Here is a 15,806-nt window from a genome sequence, read left to right on the forward strand (position 1 = left end):
GCTTTATCGCATCGTGATTATTTCAGCCCGACCTTGTACAGCGCCCCGTCGCCCTCGTCCGTCAGCACATAGAGGAAACCATCCGGTCCCTGGCGGACATCGCGGATACGTTCCTGGAGCCCGCCCAGCAAGCGCTCTTCATGGACGACCTTGTCGCCGTCGAACTCCAGGCGGATCAGGTCCTTGGACACCAGCGCCCCGATGAACGCATTGCGCTGCCAAGCCTTGAATCGACCATTGTCGTAAAACGCCATGCCGCTGAGTCCCGGCGATGCCTGCCAGACATGGTGCGGCCCGACGGTGCCTTCGACGGTCTTGCCCTGGGCCTCGGGAATCGGCGCGCCGGAATAGTTGTCGCCGTGGGTCGCCAGTGGCCAGCCATAGTTCTTCCCACGCTCAATGATGTTCAGCTCGTCGCCGCCCTTGGGCCCATGCTCGTTTTCCCAGAGCGTTCCGTTCCACGGGTTGAGCGCAGCGCCCTGAGGGTTGCGCAAGCCGTACGACCAGATCTCCGGGCGGACGTTTTTCTGGCCGACGAAGGGGTTGTCGTCCGGCACCTTGCCGTCGGGGTAGATCCGCGCGATCTTGCCTTGCAGCTTGTCCAGGTCCTGGGCGGTCGGCCGATCGTTGTTTTCCCCCAGGGTGATGAAGAGGTAGCCGTCTCGGTCGAATACCAGGCGGGAACCGAAGTGGTTGCCCGTCGAAAGCTTGGGTTGCTGACGGAAGATCACGTCGAAGTTGTCCAGGCGCGTCAGGTCCTTGGACAACTGCCCACGGCCCACAGCAGTGCCTGCCTTGCCGTCCTCACCTGCCTCGGCATAGGACAGATAGACCGTGCGGTCCTGCTTGAAGTCCGGCGACAGCACCACGTCCAGCAAACCGCCCTGCCCCTTGGCCCAGACCTCGGGAACTCCGCTCAACGGCGCTGACAACTTTCCATCAGCGTTGACCCAACGCAGGTTGCCGGGGCGCTCCGTCACCAGCATGCCCTGTTGCTCCGGCAGGAACGCAACCGACCAGGGATGCTCCAGCCCCCTGACAACGGTGGTGACCTCGACGGTGCCTTCCTCACTCTTGAATGTCTGGACCTGCGCGGCCGAAGCCGGCGTCGCGAAGGCCAGTACAGCGCTTGCACAAAGGGTGGTCATCAGGGTTTTACGCAACATGCACACTTCCTTCTGTGGTGATGGGTAGATCAGACGGCGCCTCAGCGATTGCCATTGTTCGGGTTCCTGGGCGGCGTAGGTGATTCGAGGATGGGGCGCGGCGAGCCCGGTGGTGGACCGGAGCGCGGATAGCCATTGCCGATACCGCCATTTTCCAAGGTGGGTGGCCGAGGAACGGGCGCGGTCGGGTTATCACGTAGCGTCGGCACGTTGGGCTGGGTGCCCTGCATGCTGTTGGGATTGGCCCGGCGAATCGGGCTGTTGTAGGGATTGTTGTTGCCCGGCAGGTTCTGCGCCAGGAGCACGGGACCGTGGCCAGGCGCAGTTGCCTGGACGGCGGTGCTCATCAATAACCCTGCGATGGCGAACATCAGTCTGTTCATGGGACACCTCCCGGATTCACGGATACGGCACGGATATATCGAAAGCACGCTACGCCGCAGGTTCGCTGTTGTCAGGCGAAATGTCCGGACGAAGATGTAACCAAGCGTCTCGGATTTTGGACAAACCCAGGCGCCAACCGCAGCCAACCGGCGCCGCATGGAAACTTTTCCAAATCTCCCACTGTCACCAGAGAGACCATTCACCGGTAAGGAAATCTGCACCATGGCACGGGCAATCTGGAAAGGCGCAATCAGTTTCGGACTGGTCCACATCCCCGTGGCGCTGGTGTCGGCCACGGCCTCCCAAGGTGTGGATTTCGACTGGTTGGACAAACGCACCATGGACCCGGTGGGCTATAAGCGCGTCAACAAGACCACGGGCAAGGAAGTGACCAAGGACGACATCGTCAAGGGCGTCGAATACCAGAAAGGCCAGTATGTGTTGATCAGCGAGGAGGAAATCCGCGCCGCCCACCCCAAGTCCACCCAGACCATCGACATTTTCTCCTTCGTAGACAGCGAGAAAATCCCCCTGCAAAACATCGACAAGCCTTACTTCCTGGCGCCTGACAAGCGCGGCGGAAAAGTCTACGCGTTGTTGCGCGAGACCCTGCTCAAGACCAACAAAGTCGCCCTGGCGAATGTGGTCTTGCACACCCGCCAGCACCTGGCGGCGCTGATGCCCCTGGAATCGGCCCTGGTGCTGGTGATGCTGCGCTGGCCAGCAGAAGTGCGTGAGCTCGACATCCTGGAATTGGGCGACGAAGTCACCAGCCCGACGCTGGCCAAGGGCGAGCTGGACATGGCCAAGCGCCTGGTGGAAGACATGAGTGGCGACTGGGAACCCCAGGAGTACCGCGACAGCTTCCAGGAAAAAATCATGGAACTGGTGGAAAAAAAGGCCACCGAAGGCCGGCTCGAAGCGGTGGAGACCGACCCCGGCGAAGAACAGCGCAAGACCGCCGACGTCATCGACCTTACCGAGCTGCTCAAGCGCAGCCTCGGTGGCAAAGGCAAGGCGCCCGACAAATCGGACGAGAAACCCGCAGCAAAATCGACGAAAACGCGCAAATCCGCTCCAGCTAAAAAAGCCACCAAGGCCTCCCGGGGCTGACCCCCGGGCGCCTGTCACACAAAGGAATCTGTCATGGCCAAGGCCGAGAGTGAATCTGCCCGTCTGTCCGCCGTGGAAGCGGACGCCACAACGACTCGCAGCCGCGCCCGACGGGGTAAGCAGGCCGACACGGGCCGGCTCCCGGAGCGCCTGTCACCGCAGCTGGCCACGCCGGTGGAGCAACCACCGGCCGGGGAATGGCGCTATGAAGTGCAATTTCACGGTTATCGGCTTCTGGCGCGCATCGAAAAAGGTGAGGTCCGGCTGTTCAACCGCCACCACACGGACTGGACCGACCGCCTCAAGCTGCATGCCGAGGCCCTGACGCAGCTGGACCTGGGCGACAGCTGGCTCGATGGCGAACTGGTCCTGCTCGACGGCACCGGTCATTCCGACTTCCCCGCCCTGCGCCAGGCCTTCGAGATCGGTCGTAGCGTCGACATGGTGTACTTCCTCTTCGACGCGCCGTACCTCAATGGTGTCGACCTGCGCGAGCAGCCCGTGGAAGAACGCCGCGCCGCGCTGAAGAATGCCTTGAAGAATAACGCCAGCAAGCGCCTGCGGTTTTCCGAGGCGTTTTCCGCCAGCCAACACGACATCTTCGAAAGCGCTTCAGCCCTCTCCCTCGACAGCGTGGTCGGCAAACGCCTGGGCAGCCCGTATGTCTCGGGACGCAACCCCGATTGGGTCAAGCTCAAGTGTCGACTGCGCCAATGCTTCGTCATCGTCGGGTTCACACGCCCGCAAGGCAAGCGCAACGGTTTCGGTGCGCTGTTGCTGGCGGTCAACGGGCCGTCGGGGCTGGTGTACGCCGGCCGGGTTGGCACGGGTTTCAGCCAGTCCCAGCTCAAGCAATTGCACGAACAAATGTGTGCCCAGGAACGCGAGACCTCACCACTGGACCAGCCGCTCAAAGGCGCACAGGGGCGCGGTGTGCATTGGGTCGAGCCAACACAGGTGTGCGAGGTCGAATTCGCCGAGTGGGCCGGCGACGGCCTGATACGCCACGCGGTGTTCCTTGACCTGCCGGGTGACAGCCAGGCCAATCGGGTGGTCCGCGAGCAACCCATGCCGATAAAAGCTGCTGCCCCCAAACCCAAGCGACGTACCAAGGGCGACACCGCCAAAGTCGACGGCGTGGTCATCACCCACCCCGACCGTGTCATCGATAGCGTCAGTGGCGTGCAGAAAGCCGAGCTGGCGCAATATTACCTGGACATCGCTCCGTGGATCCTGCCGCACCTCAAGTTGCGGCCGGTTGCGCTGGTGAGGGCACCAGAAGGAATTGGCGAGGAACTGTTCTTCCAGAAACATGCCGATCGCCTGGAAATCCCTCATATCACGCAGCTGGATCCGCGCCTGGACCCGGGCCATGCGCCGCTGATGGAAATCGACAGTATCCATGCCCTGGTTGGCGCGGCGCAGATGGGTGCCGTGGAATTTCACACCTGGACCGCAACCCATGACCGGATCGAGGCGCCCGATCTGTTCGTCCTGGACCTGGACCCGGACCCGTCACTGCCCTGGAGCGCCATGCTGGAGGCGACGCGCATGACCTTGTCGGTCCTCGACGAGCTGGGTTTGCAAGGATTTCTCAAGACCAGCGGTGGCAAAGGCATGCACATCATCGTGCCACTGGCCCGCAGCGAGGGATGGGACACCACCAAGGCCTTCGCCAAGGCCATATCGCAATTCCTGACCCGGCAGATGCCTCAACGGATCACCGCGACCATGGGGCCGAAAAATCGCGTGGGCAAGGTGTTCGTCGACTATCTGCGCAACGCCCGCGGAGCCAGCACCGTAGCCGCCTACTCGGTACGCGCGAGGCCCGGGCTACCGGTGTCGGTGCCGATCGCCCGGGACGAACTCGCCGGCCTGCGCAATGCCCAGCAGTGGGATATGCAGACTGCGCTGGAACGGGCCAAAGGCCTGGGCGGCGATCCGTGGGAAGGCTATAGCCATCGTCAGCGGATTACCGCCAGGATGTGGGAGCAGTTGGATGCGCAAAAACCCACCGACTGAAACCTGTGGCGGCGTAGGAGCGTAAGAGCACGTAGGGGCTGTCGAGTGCAACGAGGCTGCGATCTTGTCCCAAACAATTGAGTCACAAGCGAAAAGGCCAAGATCAGAATCAAAAGATCGTCCGAACGCGGCCCGAGCCTTCGCCAGCTCCTACGGAGTTTAAATCCAGACAAAAATCCCCAGCAGCGCGCCGAAGAACGCCCACTTCTGCAGGTAATACAACGTGCGGTTGCGTTTCTTCAGCGCCTTGCCTTGCAGGCGGATCTTGTACAGCCGGGAAAACGCCCGGTTCAGGCCGCCGGTCTTGTCCCCCGCATCATTCGGCGCGCCGGCGGCGGCCATGACGGTGCGGCTGAACCAGCGGTTGAACGCCGTGGCCCAACGGTATTTCATCGGCCGCTCCACGTCGCAGAACAAGATGATACGGTTCTGCGGCGTGGTGTTTTCGGCGTAGTGAATGAACGTCTCGTCGAACACCACCGCTTCGCCATCACGCCAGTGATAGGTCTCGCCATCGACATTGATGTAGCACCCGGCATCGTTGGGCGTCTGCAGGCCGAGGTGGTAGCGATAGGACCCGGCATACGGATCGCGATGGCGCACCAGTTTCGAGCCGGACGGCAATTCGGCGAACATCGCCGCCTTGATCGATCCGATGCCTTGCACCAGTTCGGTCGTGCGCGGGCACAGCTTCATGGCCGACGGATGGCTGTCGCCGTACCACTTGAGGTAGAAGCGCTTCCAGCCGGTCTTGAAGAACGAGTTGAAGCCCACGTCGTCATATTGGTTGGAACGCTTGATCTCCCCTGCTTGCAGCAGGCTCTGGCCTTCGGCGCGGATTTCTTCCCAATGCGCCTGCAGCGGGCTCAGGTCCGGGAACTGCTCGGGGTTGAGGAACGGCTTGTTCGGCCATTTCGAACAGAGGTACAGCAGGCAATTGATCGGCGCGAGGAAGGACGAGTGGTCGCTCAGCTGGCGCCCGAGCTTGTGCCGCACGCGTCCGCGCAGATGCACATAGCCGATGGAGAGGATATAGATCGCAACGATGATGAGCTTCACGGAGTCGGTCAGGTCCAGAAGTGAAGAGGCTGCTTCTCCAGGCCAGCCAAGCGGCAAGGGAGAGGCGTCGAGTGAGATGGCATTTTAGCCACAGTTTGTAACCTGAAGTTATCCTCCAGTTGTGAAAAACTGTCTAGCCAGGGCAACACCCTATCGTTAACGCGCCCAGATCAGTACAATCGCCGCCAAATATCACGCGCCCCCTTTTGGCCGATGCCGGAAATCCCGACTTCGGCGCATATCTACTCGGGCCAGGCGCTCCGTATGCTGCTGTCCTCTTATGCCGGATGGACCCTTGCGCTTGCGACCGCGAAGCCTCTAGCGCGGTGCGGATCGGCGCAAACAGGTACTGAACAGGTACTGCCGCACCCTTAGCTACTCTGAATGTTCCGCAGGATAAACCTTTGATCTCTACAGCTAACATCACGATGCAGTTCGGCGCCAAGCCACTGTTCGAAAACGTCTCTGTCAAGTTTGGCGCGGGTAACCGCTACGGCCTGATCGGCGCCAACGGTTGCGGCAAGTCGACCTTCATGAAAATCCTCGGCGACGACCTCGAGCCGTCCGGCGGCCAGGTGATGCTGGAGCCGAACGTACGCCTGGGTAAACTGCGCCAGGACCAGTTCGCCTACGAGCAATTCACCGTGATCGACACCGTGATCATGGGCCACGAAGAGCTGTGGAAGGTCAAGGCCGAGCGCGACCGCATCTACTCGCTGCCGGAAATGACCGAAGAAGACGGCATGGCCGTGGCCGAGCTGGAAACCGAATTCGCCGAGATGGACGGCTATACCGCCGAATCCCGCGCCGGTGAACTGCTGCTGGGCCTGGGCATTCCCCTGGAACAGCATTTCGGCCCGATGACCGAAGTCGCGCCAGGCTGGAAGCTGCGTGTGTTGCTCGCCCAGGCACTGTTCTCCGATCCGGAAGTGCTGTTGCTCGACGAACCGACCAACCACCTGGACATCAATACCATCCGTTGGCTGGAAAACATCCTCACGGCGCGTAACAGCACCATGATCATCATTTCCCACGACCGGCACTTCCTCAACAGCGTCTGCACCCACATGGCCGACCTGGACTACGGTGAGCTGCGCCTGTTCCCGGGCAACTACGACGAGTACATGATCGCGGCCACCCAGTCCCGCGAGCAACTGCTGTCGGACAACGCCAAGAAGAAAGCCCAGATCGCCGAACTGCAGACGTTCGTCAGTCGTTTCTCGGCCAACGCCTCGAAAGCCAAGCAGGCCACCTCCCGCGCCAAGCAGATCGACAAGATCCAACTGGCCGAGGTCAAGCCGTCGAGCCGCGTCAGCCCGTTCATTCGCTTCGAACAGACCAAGAAGCTGCACCGCCAGGCCGTGACCATCGAGCGCATGTCCAAGGGCTTCGACGGCAAGACCCTGTTCAAGAACTTCAGCTTCACCGTCGAAGCCGGCGAGCGCGTGGCGATCATCGGCCCGAACGGTATCGGCAAGACCACCCTGCTGCGCACCCTGATGGGCGAGCTGACGCCGGACGCCGGTTCGGTCAAATGGACCGAAAGCGCGGAGCTGGGCTACTACGCCCAGGACCACGCCCACGACTTCCAGGATGACGTCAGCCTGTTCGACTGGATGGGCCAATGGACCCAGGGCGAACAGATGATCCGGGGCACCCTGGGCCGCATGCTGTTTTCCAACGACGAGATCCTCAAGTCGGTCAAGGTCATCTCCGGTGGCGAACAGGGTCGCATGCTGTTCGGCAAGCTGATCCTGCAAAAGCCGAACGTGCTGGTCATGGACGAACCGACCAACCACCTGGACATGGAATCCATCGAAGCGCTGAACCTGGCGCTGGAGAACTACCCAGGCACGCTGATCTTCGTCAGCCACGACCGTGAGTTCGTATCGTCCCTGGCAACCCGCATCATCGAACTGAGCGCCGATGGCGTGGTCGACTTCAGCGGCACTTATGACGACTACCTGCGCAGCCAGGGTGTGATGTTCTAGGAGCAGCCACGAGCGGTAAGCGTCGAGTTGCAAGTGAAAGCCCTGTCCATGTGACCGGGCTTTTTCGTTTCAACAAAAACCTGTGGGAGCGAGCCTGCTCACGAAATGGCCACTCCTACCAGCATCCCATTGCCTGACCCACCGCCATCGCGAGCAAGCTCGCTCCCACAGTGTTTGGGTGTACTTGAGTCCTGGGGCAGGCCCAAGTCCCGTGTGGGAGCGAGCTTGCTCGCGATGGCGTCGGCACAGTCATCCCGCTCTACAACCGTTAGCCAGCTTCCTTTTCTTCCCGTCACACGCCATGATGAACCACTCCTGCCGCTGCCCGCGAACGAGTCCCATGCCAACAGCCCAGCCCGCCCCCAGTTCCTTGTCGATCACCTTGCAGATCGTCTCCATCGTTTTCTATACCTTCATTGCCTTCCTCTGCATCGGCCTGCCGATTGCGGTGTTGCCCGGGTATGTCCACGAGCAATTGGGCTTCAGTGCGGTCATCGCCGGGCTGACCATCGGTTCCCAGTACCTCGCCACCCTGCTCAGCCGGCCCATGGCCGGGCGATTGTCAGACAGCGTCGGCACCAAGCGGGCCATCGTCTATGGCTTGCTGGGGATTCTGCTCAGCGGCCTGCTGACGCTGATCTCGACGCTGCTGCAGGACTTTGCGCTGCCAAGCCTGTTGATCCTGATTGCCGGTCGCTTGCTGTTGGGAGTGGCCCAGGGCCTGATCGGCGTCGGGACGATCAGTTGGTGCATGGGCCAGGTCGGCGTGGAACACACCGCCCGGTCGATTTCCTGGAACGGCATCGCTTCCTACGGGGCCATTGCCATCGGTGCGCCGCTGGGGGTGGTGATGGTCGGCAGCCTCGGCTTCGCCAGCCTGGGCATCGCCTTGTCATTGCTGGCCGGCATGGCGCTGCTGCTGATTCGCAACAAACCCTCGGTGCCAGTCGTGCGCGGCGAGCGCCTGCCGTTCTGGGCCGTGTTCGGGCGCATTTCGCCGTTTGGCACGAGCCTGTGCCTGGCCTCGATCGGCTATGGCACGCTCACCACGTTCATCACTCTGTTCTACGTCAGCCGCGGCTGGACGGGCGCGGCATGGTGCCTGACGGTTTTCGGCATCTGCTTCATCCTGTCGCGGCTGTTGTTCATTTCCAGCATCGCGCGCTTCGGTGGTTTCAGCTCGGCGATTGTCTGCATGAGCATCGAAACCGTGGGCCTGGTGTTGCTGTGGCTGGCACCGTCCACCGCGTTCGCCCTGATCGGCGCGGGGTTGGCGGGCTTCGGGCTGTCGCTGGTCTACCCGGCGCTGGGGGTGGAGGCCATCAAGCAGGTACCCAACAGCAGCCGGGGCGCCGGATTGAGCGCCTACGCGGTGTTTTTCGACTTGGCATTGGCGATTGCCGGGCCACTGATGGGCGCGGTGGCGTCGAACCTGGGGTACCCCTCGATCTTCTTTTTTGCCGCACTGCTTTCAGTCGTCGGCCTGGGACTGGCCTTGCTGCTGAGGCGCCGGGCCGAAAAAGCCGATTATTGATCCGCCGTCCTCAGGCCGGCCCGCGTCGGCTTGCCGAGGGCGTCGCTGAAGAAGCGAGTGGCTTCGGTGATCATGGTGCGATGGATGTCCTTGCGGTCGACGCCATCGGCATCGGTGCACAGCGCCGGCATCGCGGCGATCTGCTCATCGGTGCAGGGCGCCAGGAACACGAAGTGCCCTGCCCCGGCCAAGGTCTTGAAATCCGGCGCCGTGGGGAGCTTGCGAGCCAGCGCGGCGGCGTTCTTGTCAAATGCCACCAGCTTGTCGCCGTCGCCGCTGTACAGCAGCACAGGGACATGGACATCCGCCAGGGTGTGGCGCCCGAACTTCAAGCTCAGCGGCGCCATCAGCAATAATGCACGAACCCTGGGATCAGCCACCGGGGCTAGGTCATCGCGATCGGCAACCAGTTCACCTTGGGTATTGCACGCGTCGCGGTCGTCCGGTCGTTCCTGGCAGTAGCGGCGCAGGCGATTGAGGTCCGGCGTGGCGCCGGACAGGATCAAGGCGGTTTCGCCACCCGCCGAATAGCCAATGACACCGACCTGCCCGGCATTCACGAAGGGTGAAAGCATCGGGTCATTCAGTGTCGCGGTGATGGCCTCGGAAATCTGGATCGGCCGACCATACAGGTTACTCAAGGTGCCGAGCCGGCTGTGATCCTGGGCGTTGTCGCCCGGATGAATCACCGCCACCACGACGAACCCCTTGCGCGCCAGTGACGTGGCCAGGTCATGCAGGGCCAGCGGCGTGCCGGTGTTGCCATGGGACAGCATCAACAACGGAAACCGCCCGATGGCGATCTGGGCGTCCGGTGCCGCGTCGATCTGGTAGCCCCCCAGCGAGCTGGATTGCTCCCGGGCGGACGATGGATAAAACGCGATGGCGTGCATCGGCTGTCGATCCAGCGGATCGAGGAAGCTCAACTCATGAAAGCCGGCGCTCCAGTGCGGATGCGGTGCCGGCGCGGCGTGCACCGAACCGAGACTGGTAGCCAGACAAAGCAGCAACGCTGCACCAAGACGTTTCATTTGAATCTTCCACCTTCACCAGCGCGCGGGAAGGCCCCGCTGCTCGCATATTGGCCGTGCATAACCTGCGCCAGAACCAGCGCCAAATGCAGGAAAACCCTGCATCCCGGCCATCCAATGACGACGAGAATACAGGGTTTTGCGAAGGTTGCCCGTAATGCTTGGGGCTTTTACGCAAGCCTTACGCAGCGGCGAACTGCTGGCCGATCTGCAACTGGGCCTCATGCATGGCTTTGGCGCGCATGTCATCCCCGTAGGCCAGGCCCTCGGCGCGGACAAATTCGATGTCTGTAATGCCGAGGAAACCGAAAACCAGTTTCAGGTATTCCTCGTGGCCAATGCCACTTGGCTGGCCGGCATGCAGGCCGCCGGAGGTGGAAACGATCAGCAGCTTCTTGCCACCACACAGGCCTTCGGGACCGGCTTCGGTGTAGCGGAACGTCTTGCCAGCCACGGCGATGCGATCGATCCAGGCCTTGAGCTGCGTTGGGATGCTGAAGTTGTACATCGGCGCTGCGATCACCACGGCGTCTGCCGCGAGGAACTCGGCCATGGTCGACTCACTGAGCTCGGCTTCATGCTTGAGGGCGGCGTCGCGCAGCTCGGCGCTGGTGCCGGCGGCAACCAGAGTCTGGGAGGAAAAGTGGCTGATGGCATCGGCAGCGAGGTCACGATAAGTGACGGTAATGTCCGGCTCGGCGGCTTTCCACGCTTGAACAAGCTCACGGCTCAATTGGCGCGAAGCGGAGTTGTCGCCGAGGATGCTCGAATCGATGTGCAACAGTTTCATGTGAGTGCTCTCCAAGTGAGGATCGCGGCTGGGCGATCAATTGAGAACAATCCTATCGATGAAACCAATGTCCGATAAGTCGGCAGAAATGCGATAGTTCGTTCCATCAACAGGACAATCGAGCTCGGACATGCAAGACCTCAACGATCTGTATTACTTTGCCAAGGTGGTCGAAGCCGAGGGTTTTGCGGCTGCCGGGCGCTTGCTGGGTATCCCGAAGTCGCGGCTGTCGCGGCGCATCGCCGAGTTGGAGGAACGCCTCGGTGCCCGCCTGCTGCAACGCACGACACGCCAGTTGAAGCTCACCGCCGTCGGCGAACGCTACCTGCGCCATTGCCAGGCGATGTTGCTCGAAGCGGAAATGGCCGACGAGGCAGTGGCGAGCATGTCCAGCGAACCCCGCGGGCGGTTGCGGGTGTCGAGCCCCGTGGGGCTGGCGCATCAGTTTTTGCCGTCGATCATCGAAACCTTCCTGGCGAAGTATCCCCAGGTGCAATTGGAAATGACCCTGCTGAACCGGCGAGTGGACCTGATCGGCGAGGGCATCGACGTGGCCTTGCGTGTGCGCGATCTCGGGGACGAAGACCCGTTGCTGATGACCCGGCGCCTGCGTCAGGCCCGGCTGATGATGGTCGCCAGCCCGGCCTTCACCCAGGGCCGGCGGATCGAAACCCCGGACGACCTGAGGCAACTGCCGGTGTTGGGCGCGCTGGAGGCCGATCGGCTGGTCCATCTGCGCCTGCTCGACAGCACCGGGCAAAATGTCGAGCTGGCCCTGGAAGCGCGCCTGGGCATCGACGATTTCATCGTGCGTCGCGCTTGCGCCCTCGCCGGCCTGGGTTTCACGTTGCTGCCCAGCATGTATTGCGAAGAAGAACTGCAGGACGGCAGGTTGGTGGAGCTGCTGCCCGGCTGGTCATCGCCCGATGGCTGGTTGCAGGCGGTCTATCCTCACCGGCGCGGTATGCTGCCGGCGGTGCGCGCCTGGATCGATCACCTGGTGGCGGCGTTCGAACAATGTGGAGACAAAACGATATGAGCTTGAGCGAAGAGGATGTCGCACAGTTTTGCCTGGGCTTGCCAGGGGCCAGGGAGGATTACAAATGGGGTGGCGTGCGGGTGTTTTCCATCGCGGGAAACAAGATGTTCGCCCTGCAGGGGCTGCGCAGTGATTCGTTGGCGTTCAAGGTCGACAAAGACCTGTTCCTTGGCCATTGCGACCGGCCAGGCATCCATCCAGCGCCTTATCTGGCCCGGGCGCAGTGGATCATCATGAACGTGCCCTACCCGCTGGGCGATGATGAATTGCGCGGGTTGCTGCAGCGCTCCCATCAACTGGTGGTGAGCAAATTGCCCAAGCGCACGCAGGTTGGGTTGTTGCTGTAGCGGTGGCTGGCGGGTACAACCGACCCACTGTGGGAGCGAGCTTGCTCGCGATAGCGGTCTTCAATCCAATATCGATACTGGCTGGGCTGACCTCATCGCGAGCAAGCTCGCTCCCACAAGGGATGCGTGGCGGCTAGAACAACGCCAACAGATGCCCGCCCAGAAACAACTGATCGACCCAGAACCCCTGGTGCAACAACACGATGAACCAGAACACCACCTGGAACGATACCTTGCGAGTCTTGTGGCGAAACACCTGTTGCGCCAGCATCGCGCCGGGCCAGCCGCCGGCCAGTTCGACGGCGTGCAAGACGTTTTCCGGCGTGCGCCAGGCATCCATCCGCGCCTTGCGCTTGTCACCCCAGTAAAGCAGGAATGCCACCAGGCTGACGCAGCCATAGGCGACCATCGGCACCCAGGACTCGCCTTGCAGCCCGAGCAACAGCGACCCCACCAGCGGCAACGCGCACAGCAGCGCGAACACCACCAGTTTGATCCGTAGGTTCTGCACGGTTCCGCCGGTTTTATGGGCGCCGCGCCTGGCCGATTCGGTCATGGCTTGGCCGCTGTCCAGTCCACCCAACCAAACTGCCAGGTCGCCAGGATCAACAGGCCAAACGCGATCCGATACCAGGCAAACACCGCGTAGCTGTGGCTGGCGATAAACCGCAACAAGCCTTTGACGGCGATCATGGCGAAAATGAACGCGGTGATGAAGCCAATGGCAAACACCGGGAAATCCGCCGGGACGAACAATTCGCGGTATTTATAGCCCGAATAGACTGCCGCACCGACCATGGTCGGCATTGCCAGGAAGAACGAGAACTCAGTGGCGGTCTTGCGCGACAAGCCGAACAACAGGCCGCCGATGATGGTTGCCCCGGAGCGGGAGGTGCCGGGAATCATCGCGATGCACTGGGCCAGGCCGACTTTCAGGGCGTCCTTCCACGTCATGTCATCCACGGTTTCGGCGTGGACCCGGTGCTGGCGCTGTTCGGCCCAGAGCATCACGAGCCCACCCAGCACCAGCGCCGTAGCGACGGTAATCGGGTTGAACAGGTAATGATGGATCCAGTCGGCGAGGAGCACGCCCAGTATCACCGCCGGAAAGAAGGCAATCAGCAAATTGGCGGTAAACCGGCGAGCGCCAGGCTGTGTGGGCAAGCCCAGCACCACGTCGAAGATCTTGCGCCGAAACTCCCAGACCACCGCGAGGATCGCGCCGAGCTGGATGATGATGTTGAAGGCCATCGAACGCTCGCCCCCGAACTCGAGCAAGTCGGCCACAACGATCTGGTGCCCCGTGCTGGAAATCGGCAGGAACTCCGTCAAGCCCTCTACCACGCCAAGAATCAATGCCGAAAAGGCGGTCCACAAATCCATTCTTCCCCCAAAAAAGGCCTGTCTATCCAGGCCTCATCACTATTAAACGTCATGCAAGTGCACGCAGCGGCTGCACGATAACCGCGACCTTGCAAAAAAAACCAATGAAAAAGCAGAACCGGCTCAGGTTTTACGCTGCGGGGCCGAGATCCTATCAGACAAGCCCTGATAACGCTGCCGCGTCATGACCCAGGTCAATTCAGCAGGGCCGCCGAGCGTTAAAGTGCCGGCCGTCGTATATGACAAGAATAAAAACCGGAGTGACAGCGTATGAATAGCTTGCGCAGTGTATCGATCAGCCGACGCTTGTGGCTCATCCTGATCGTGGCGGTCGTGATGTTGTTCACGCTCGGCGCATTGATGCTCAACCAGATCCATAGCGATCTGTATTCGGCCAAGGTCCAGAAAACCCAGCACGTGGTGCAGACCGCCAGCGGCGTGCTCGCCTACTACCATGGCCTGGAAACCGCCGGCACCCTGACCCGCGAGGCCGCGCAAAAGCAGGCCCTCAGCGCCGTCCGCGGCCTGCGCTACAACCAGACGGACTATTTCTGGATCAACGACCTGACGCCGGTCATGGTCATGCACCCGGCCAACCCGAAGCTCGAAGGCCAGAACCTCTCGGCGATTCGCGACCCGAACGGGTATGCGCTGTTCAACGAAATGGTCGCCATCGCCAAGGCCAAGGGCGCCGGGATGATCAACTACCTCTGGCCCAAGCCAGGCGCTGATGCGCCGGTGGGCAAGACCTCTTACGTCCAGCTGTTCGAGCCTTGGGGCTGGATCATCGGTTCCGGCGTCTACATAGATGACGTCCAGGCCGAGTTCCAGGCCCAACTGATCAAGGCCTCGCTGGTCGGCCTGGTTATCACTTTGCTGATGGGCCTGTTGTTGACCCTGATCGTACGCAGCATCGTCCGCCCTCTGCAGGAGACCGTAAACGCCATGGCCAACATCGCCAGTGGCGAAAGCGACCTGACTCGAACCCTTGATACCCACGGCCAGGATGAAGTCACCCAATTGGCCCGGCACTTCAACGCGTTCACCGCGAAACTGCGGCAAGTCGTCGGCCAGTTGCAGGCCTCGGCCAGCGCCTTGGGGCAATCGTCCAGTGAACTGGGCAACGACGCCGCCCAGGCCCAGCAGCGCAGCCAACAGCAATCGCAGCAAATGGAGCTGGTGGCGACCGCCATCAACGAAGTGACCTACGGCGTGCAGGACGTGGCAAAAAACGCCGAACATGCCGCCAGCGAAATGCGCGACGCCGAATCCCAGGCCCAGCAAGGCCAGGTCAATATCGACGGCAGCCTGCAACAGATCGACCGGCTGTCCCAGACCATCGACCAGGCCGTAGAGGTGATCCGCACCCTGGCCAGTGAAAGCACCCAGATCGGCAGCGTGCTGGAAGTGATCCGCTCCATCGCCGAGCAGACCAACCTGCTGGCGCTCAACGCGGCGATCGAAGCCGCCCGTGCTGGCGAACAGGGTCGCGGCTTTGCCGTCGTAGCCGATGAAGTGCGCCTGCTGGCCCAGCGCACACAAAAGTCCACCGCCGAAATCCAGGCCATGATCGAACGCCTGCAAAACCACTCCGAAGCGGCGGTGAAGGTCATCAGCGACAGCAGCCGCGCTTCGCAACTGACGATCGAGCAGGCCGGACTGGCAGGCGCCAGCCTCAACGCTATCGGCCAGGCCTTGCGCAACCTCAACAGCCTGAACGCCTCCATCGCCAGCGCCACCCTGCAACAGGCCCACGTGGTGGAGGACATCAACCAGAACGTCACCCAGGCCGCCGGCCTCTCCCACAGCACCGCCGTGGCTGCCGAGCAATCGAGCCTGGCCAGCGCACGCCTGAAGGACCTCAGCGAACAGCTGAACGGCCTGCTCAAGCAATTCAGGGTCTAGAGCGTAGCCCTGTGGCGAGGAAGCTTGCCCTTGATGCGTAGG

Annotated in this window: 14 protein-coding genes; 7 read left to right on the top strand and 7 right to left on the bottom strand. The window is 61.8% G+C overall.

What is annotated here, in order from left to right; all coding sequences use genetic code 11:
- Positions 1–17: 17 nt before the first annotated feature.
- Entirely contained in the window at positions 18–1,166 is a 1,149-nt protein-coding gene (locus OC610_RS09085; protein WP_264427505.1) for a PQQ-dependent sugar dehydrogenase, read from the bottom strand.
- 41 nt (positions 1,167–1,207) lie between these two features.
- A complete protein-coding gene (locus OC610_RS09090; RefSeq protein WP_264427506.1) occupies positions 1,208–1,549 on the bottom strand; it encodes a hypothetical protein in 342 nt (113 codons plus the stop codon).
- 223 nt (positions 1,550–1,772) lie between these two features.
- Between OC610_RS09090 and ku the strand changes: the two genes are divergently transcribed.
- Complete coding sequence (ku, locus tag OC610_RS09095) at positions 1,773–2,663, top strand: non-homologous end joining protein Ku (RefSeq protein WP_264427507.1); 891 nt, start codon at positions 1,773–1,775, stop codon at positions 2,661–2,663.
- Between the two features lie 33 nt (positions 2,664–2,696).
- Entirely contained in the window at positions 2,697–4,685 is a 1,989-nt protein-coding gene (gene ligD / locus OC610_RS09100) for a DNA ligase D (protein WP_264427508.1), read from the top strand.
- A gap of 159 nt (positions 4,686–4,844) precedes the next feature.
- On the opposite strand, the gene lpxO is transcribed toward ligD, so the two are convergent.
- Positions 4,845–5,744, bottom strand: coding sequence for a lipid A hydroxylase LpxO (lpxO, locus tag OC610_RS09105; RefSeq protein ID WP_264427509.1), 900 nt, complete (start codon positions 5,742–5,744; stop codon positions 4,845–4,847).
- A 404-nt stretch (positions 5,745–6,148) separates the two neighbouring features.
- Here lpxO and OC610_RS09110 point away from each other — a divergent pair, with 404 nt between their 5' ends.
- Positions 6,149–7,735, top strand: a complete 1,587-nt coding sequence (locus OC610_RS09110) for an ABC-F family ATPase (protein WP_264427510.1) — start codon at positions 6,149–6,151, stop codon at positions 7,733–7,735.
- Between the two features lie 340 nt (positions 7,736–8,075).
- Entirely contained in the window at positions 8,076–9,269 is a 1,194-nt protein-coding gene (locus tag OC610_RS09115; protein ID WP_264427511.1) for an MFS transporter, read from the top strand.
- Here the strand turns inward: OC610_RS09115 and OC610_RS09120 are convergent.
- Together OC610_RS09120 and OC610_RS09125 are read right to left on the bottom strand one after the other, a co-directional pair.
- Positions 9,263–10,300 carry an alpha/beta hydrolase family protein gene (locus tag OC610_RS09120; RefSeq protein ID WP_264427512.1) on the bottom strand — a complete coding sequence of 346 codons (1,038 nt, stop codon included), beginning with the start codon at positions 10,298–10,300 and terminating at the stop codon, positions 9,263–9,265. The two genes, OC610_RS09115 and OC610_RS09120, sit on opposite strands and share 7 nt — an antisense overlap.
- Before the next feature lie 181 nt (positions 10,301–10,481).
- Entirely contained in the window at positions 10,482–11,090 is a 609-nt protein-coding gene (locus OC610_RS09125) for an FMN-dependent NADH-azoreductase (protein ID WP_249875017.1), read from the bottom strand.
- Positions 11,091–11,220: 130 nt separating this feature from the next.
- Between OC610_RS09125 and OC610_RS09130 the strand changes: the two genes are divergently transcribed.
- Positions 11,221–12,129 (top strand): LysR substrate-binding domain-containing protein, encoded by a 909-nt coding sequence (locus tag OC610_RS09130; protein ID WP_264427513.1) that lies wholly within the window; start codon positions 11,221–11,223, stop codon positions 12,127–12,129.
- Positions 12,126–12,476, top strand: a complete 351-nt coding sequence (locus OC610_RS09135; protein WP_030142698.1) for an MmcQ/YjbR family DNA-binding protein — start codon at positions 12,126–12,128, stop codon at positions 12,474–12,476. The genes OC610_RS09130 and OC610_RS09135 overlap by 4 nt, the downstream gene beginning before the upstream one ends.
- A 133-nt stretch (positions 12,477–12,609) precedes the next feature.
- Here the strand turns inward: OC610_RS09135 and OC610_RS09140 are convergent, their stop codons facing one another.
- The gene (locus OC610_RS09140; protein ID WP_264427514.1) at positions 12,610–13,032 is read right to left on the bottom strand and encodes a DUF1294 domain-containing protein; all 423 of its coding nucleotides are present in this window, start codon (positions 13,030–13,032) and stop codon (positions 12,610–12,612) included.
- Complete coding sequence (locus OC610_RS09145; protein ID WP_264427515.1) at positions 13,029–13,859, bottom strand: undecaprenyl-diphosphate phosphatase; 831 nt, start codon at positions 13,857–13,859, stop codon at positions 13,029–13,031. Before OC610_RS09145 ends, OC610_RS09140 begins: the two co-directional genes overlap by 4 nt.
- A 270-nt stretch (positions 13,860–14,129) precedes the next feature.
- Between OC610_RS09145 and OC610_RS09150 the strand changes: the two genes are divergently transcribed.
- A complete protein-coding gene (locus OC610_RS09150) occupies positions 14,130–15,764 on the top strand; it encodes a methyl-accepting chemotaxis protein (RefSeq protein ID WP_264427516.1) in 1,635 nt (544 codons plus the stop codon).
- Positions 15,765–15,806: the final 42 nt, after the last annotated feature.

Origin of the sequence: Pseudomonas agronomica, assembly GCF_025917275.1 — a bacterium.
Taxonomy (GTDB): Bacteria; Pseudomonadota; Gammaproteobacteria; order Pseudomonadales; family Pseudomonadaceae; genus Aquipseudomonas; species Aquipseudomonas agronomica.

Bases quoted from the DNA above. Each gene is read 5' to 3' on its own strand.
- OC610_RS09085 (WP_264427505.1), bottom strand. From the start codon at position 1,166: ATGTTGCGTAAAACCCTGATGACCACCCTTTGTGCAAGCGCTGTACTG.
- OC610_RS09090 (WP_264427506.1), bottom strand. From the start codon at position 1,549: ATGAACAGACTGATGTTCGCCATCGCAGGGTTATTGATGAGCACCGCC.
- ku (WP_264427507.1), top strand. From the start codon at position 1,773: ATGGCACGGGCAATCTGGAAAGGCGCAATCAGTTTCGGACTGGTCCAC.
- ligD (WP_264427508.1), top strand. From the start codon at position 2,697: ATGGCCAAGGCCGAGAGTGAATCTGCCCGTCTGTCCGCCGTGGAAGCG.
- OC610_RS09115 (WP_264427511.1), top strand. From the start codon at position 8,076: ATGCCAACAGCCCAGCCCGCCCCCAGTTCCTTGTCGATCACCTTGCAG.
- OC610_RS09120 (WP_264427512.1), bottom strand. From the start codon at position 10,300: ATGAAACGTCTTGGTGCAGCGTTGCTGCTTTGTCTGGCTACCAGTCTC.
- OC610_RS09125 (WP_249875017.1), bottom strand. From the start codon at position 11,090: ATGAAACTGTTGCACATCGATTCGAGCATCCTCGGCGACAACTCCGCT.
- OC610_RS09130 (WP_264427513.1), top strand. From the start codon at position 11,221: ATGCAAGACCTCAACGATCTGTATTACTTTGCCAAGGTGGTCGAAGCC.
- OC610_RS09135 (WP_030142698.1), top strand. From the start codon at position 12,126: ATGAGCTTGAGCGAAGAGGATGTCGCACAGTTTTGCCTGGGCTTGCCA.
- OC610_RS09140 (WP_264427514.1), bottom strand. From the start codon at position 13,032: ATGACCGAATCGGCCAGGCGCGGCGCCCATAAAACCGGCGGAACCGTG.
- OC610_RS09145 (WP_264427515.1), bottom strand. From the start codon at position 13,859: ATGGATTTGTGGACCGCCTTTTCGGCATTGATTCTTGGCGTGGTAGAG.
- OC610_RS09150 (WP_264427516.1), top strand. From the start codon at position 14,130: ATGAATAGCTTGCGCAGTGTATCGATCAGCCGACGCTTGTGGCTCATC.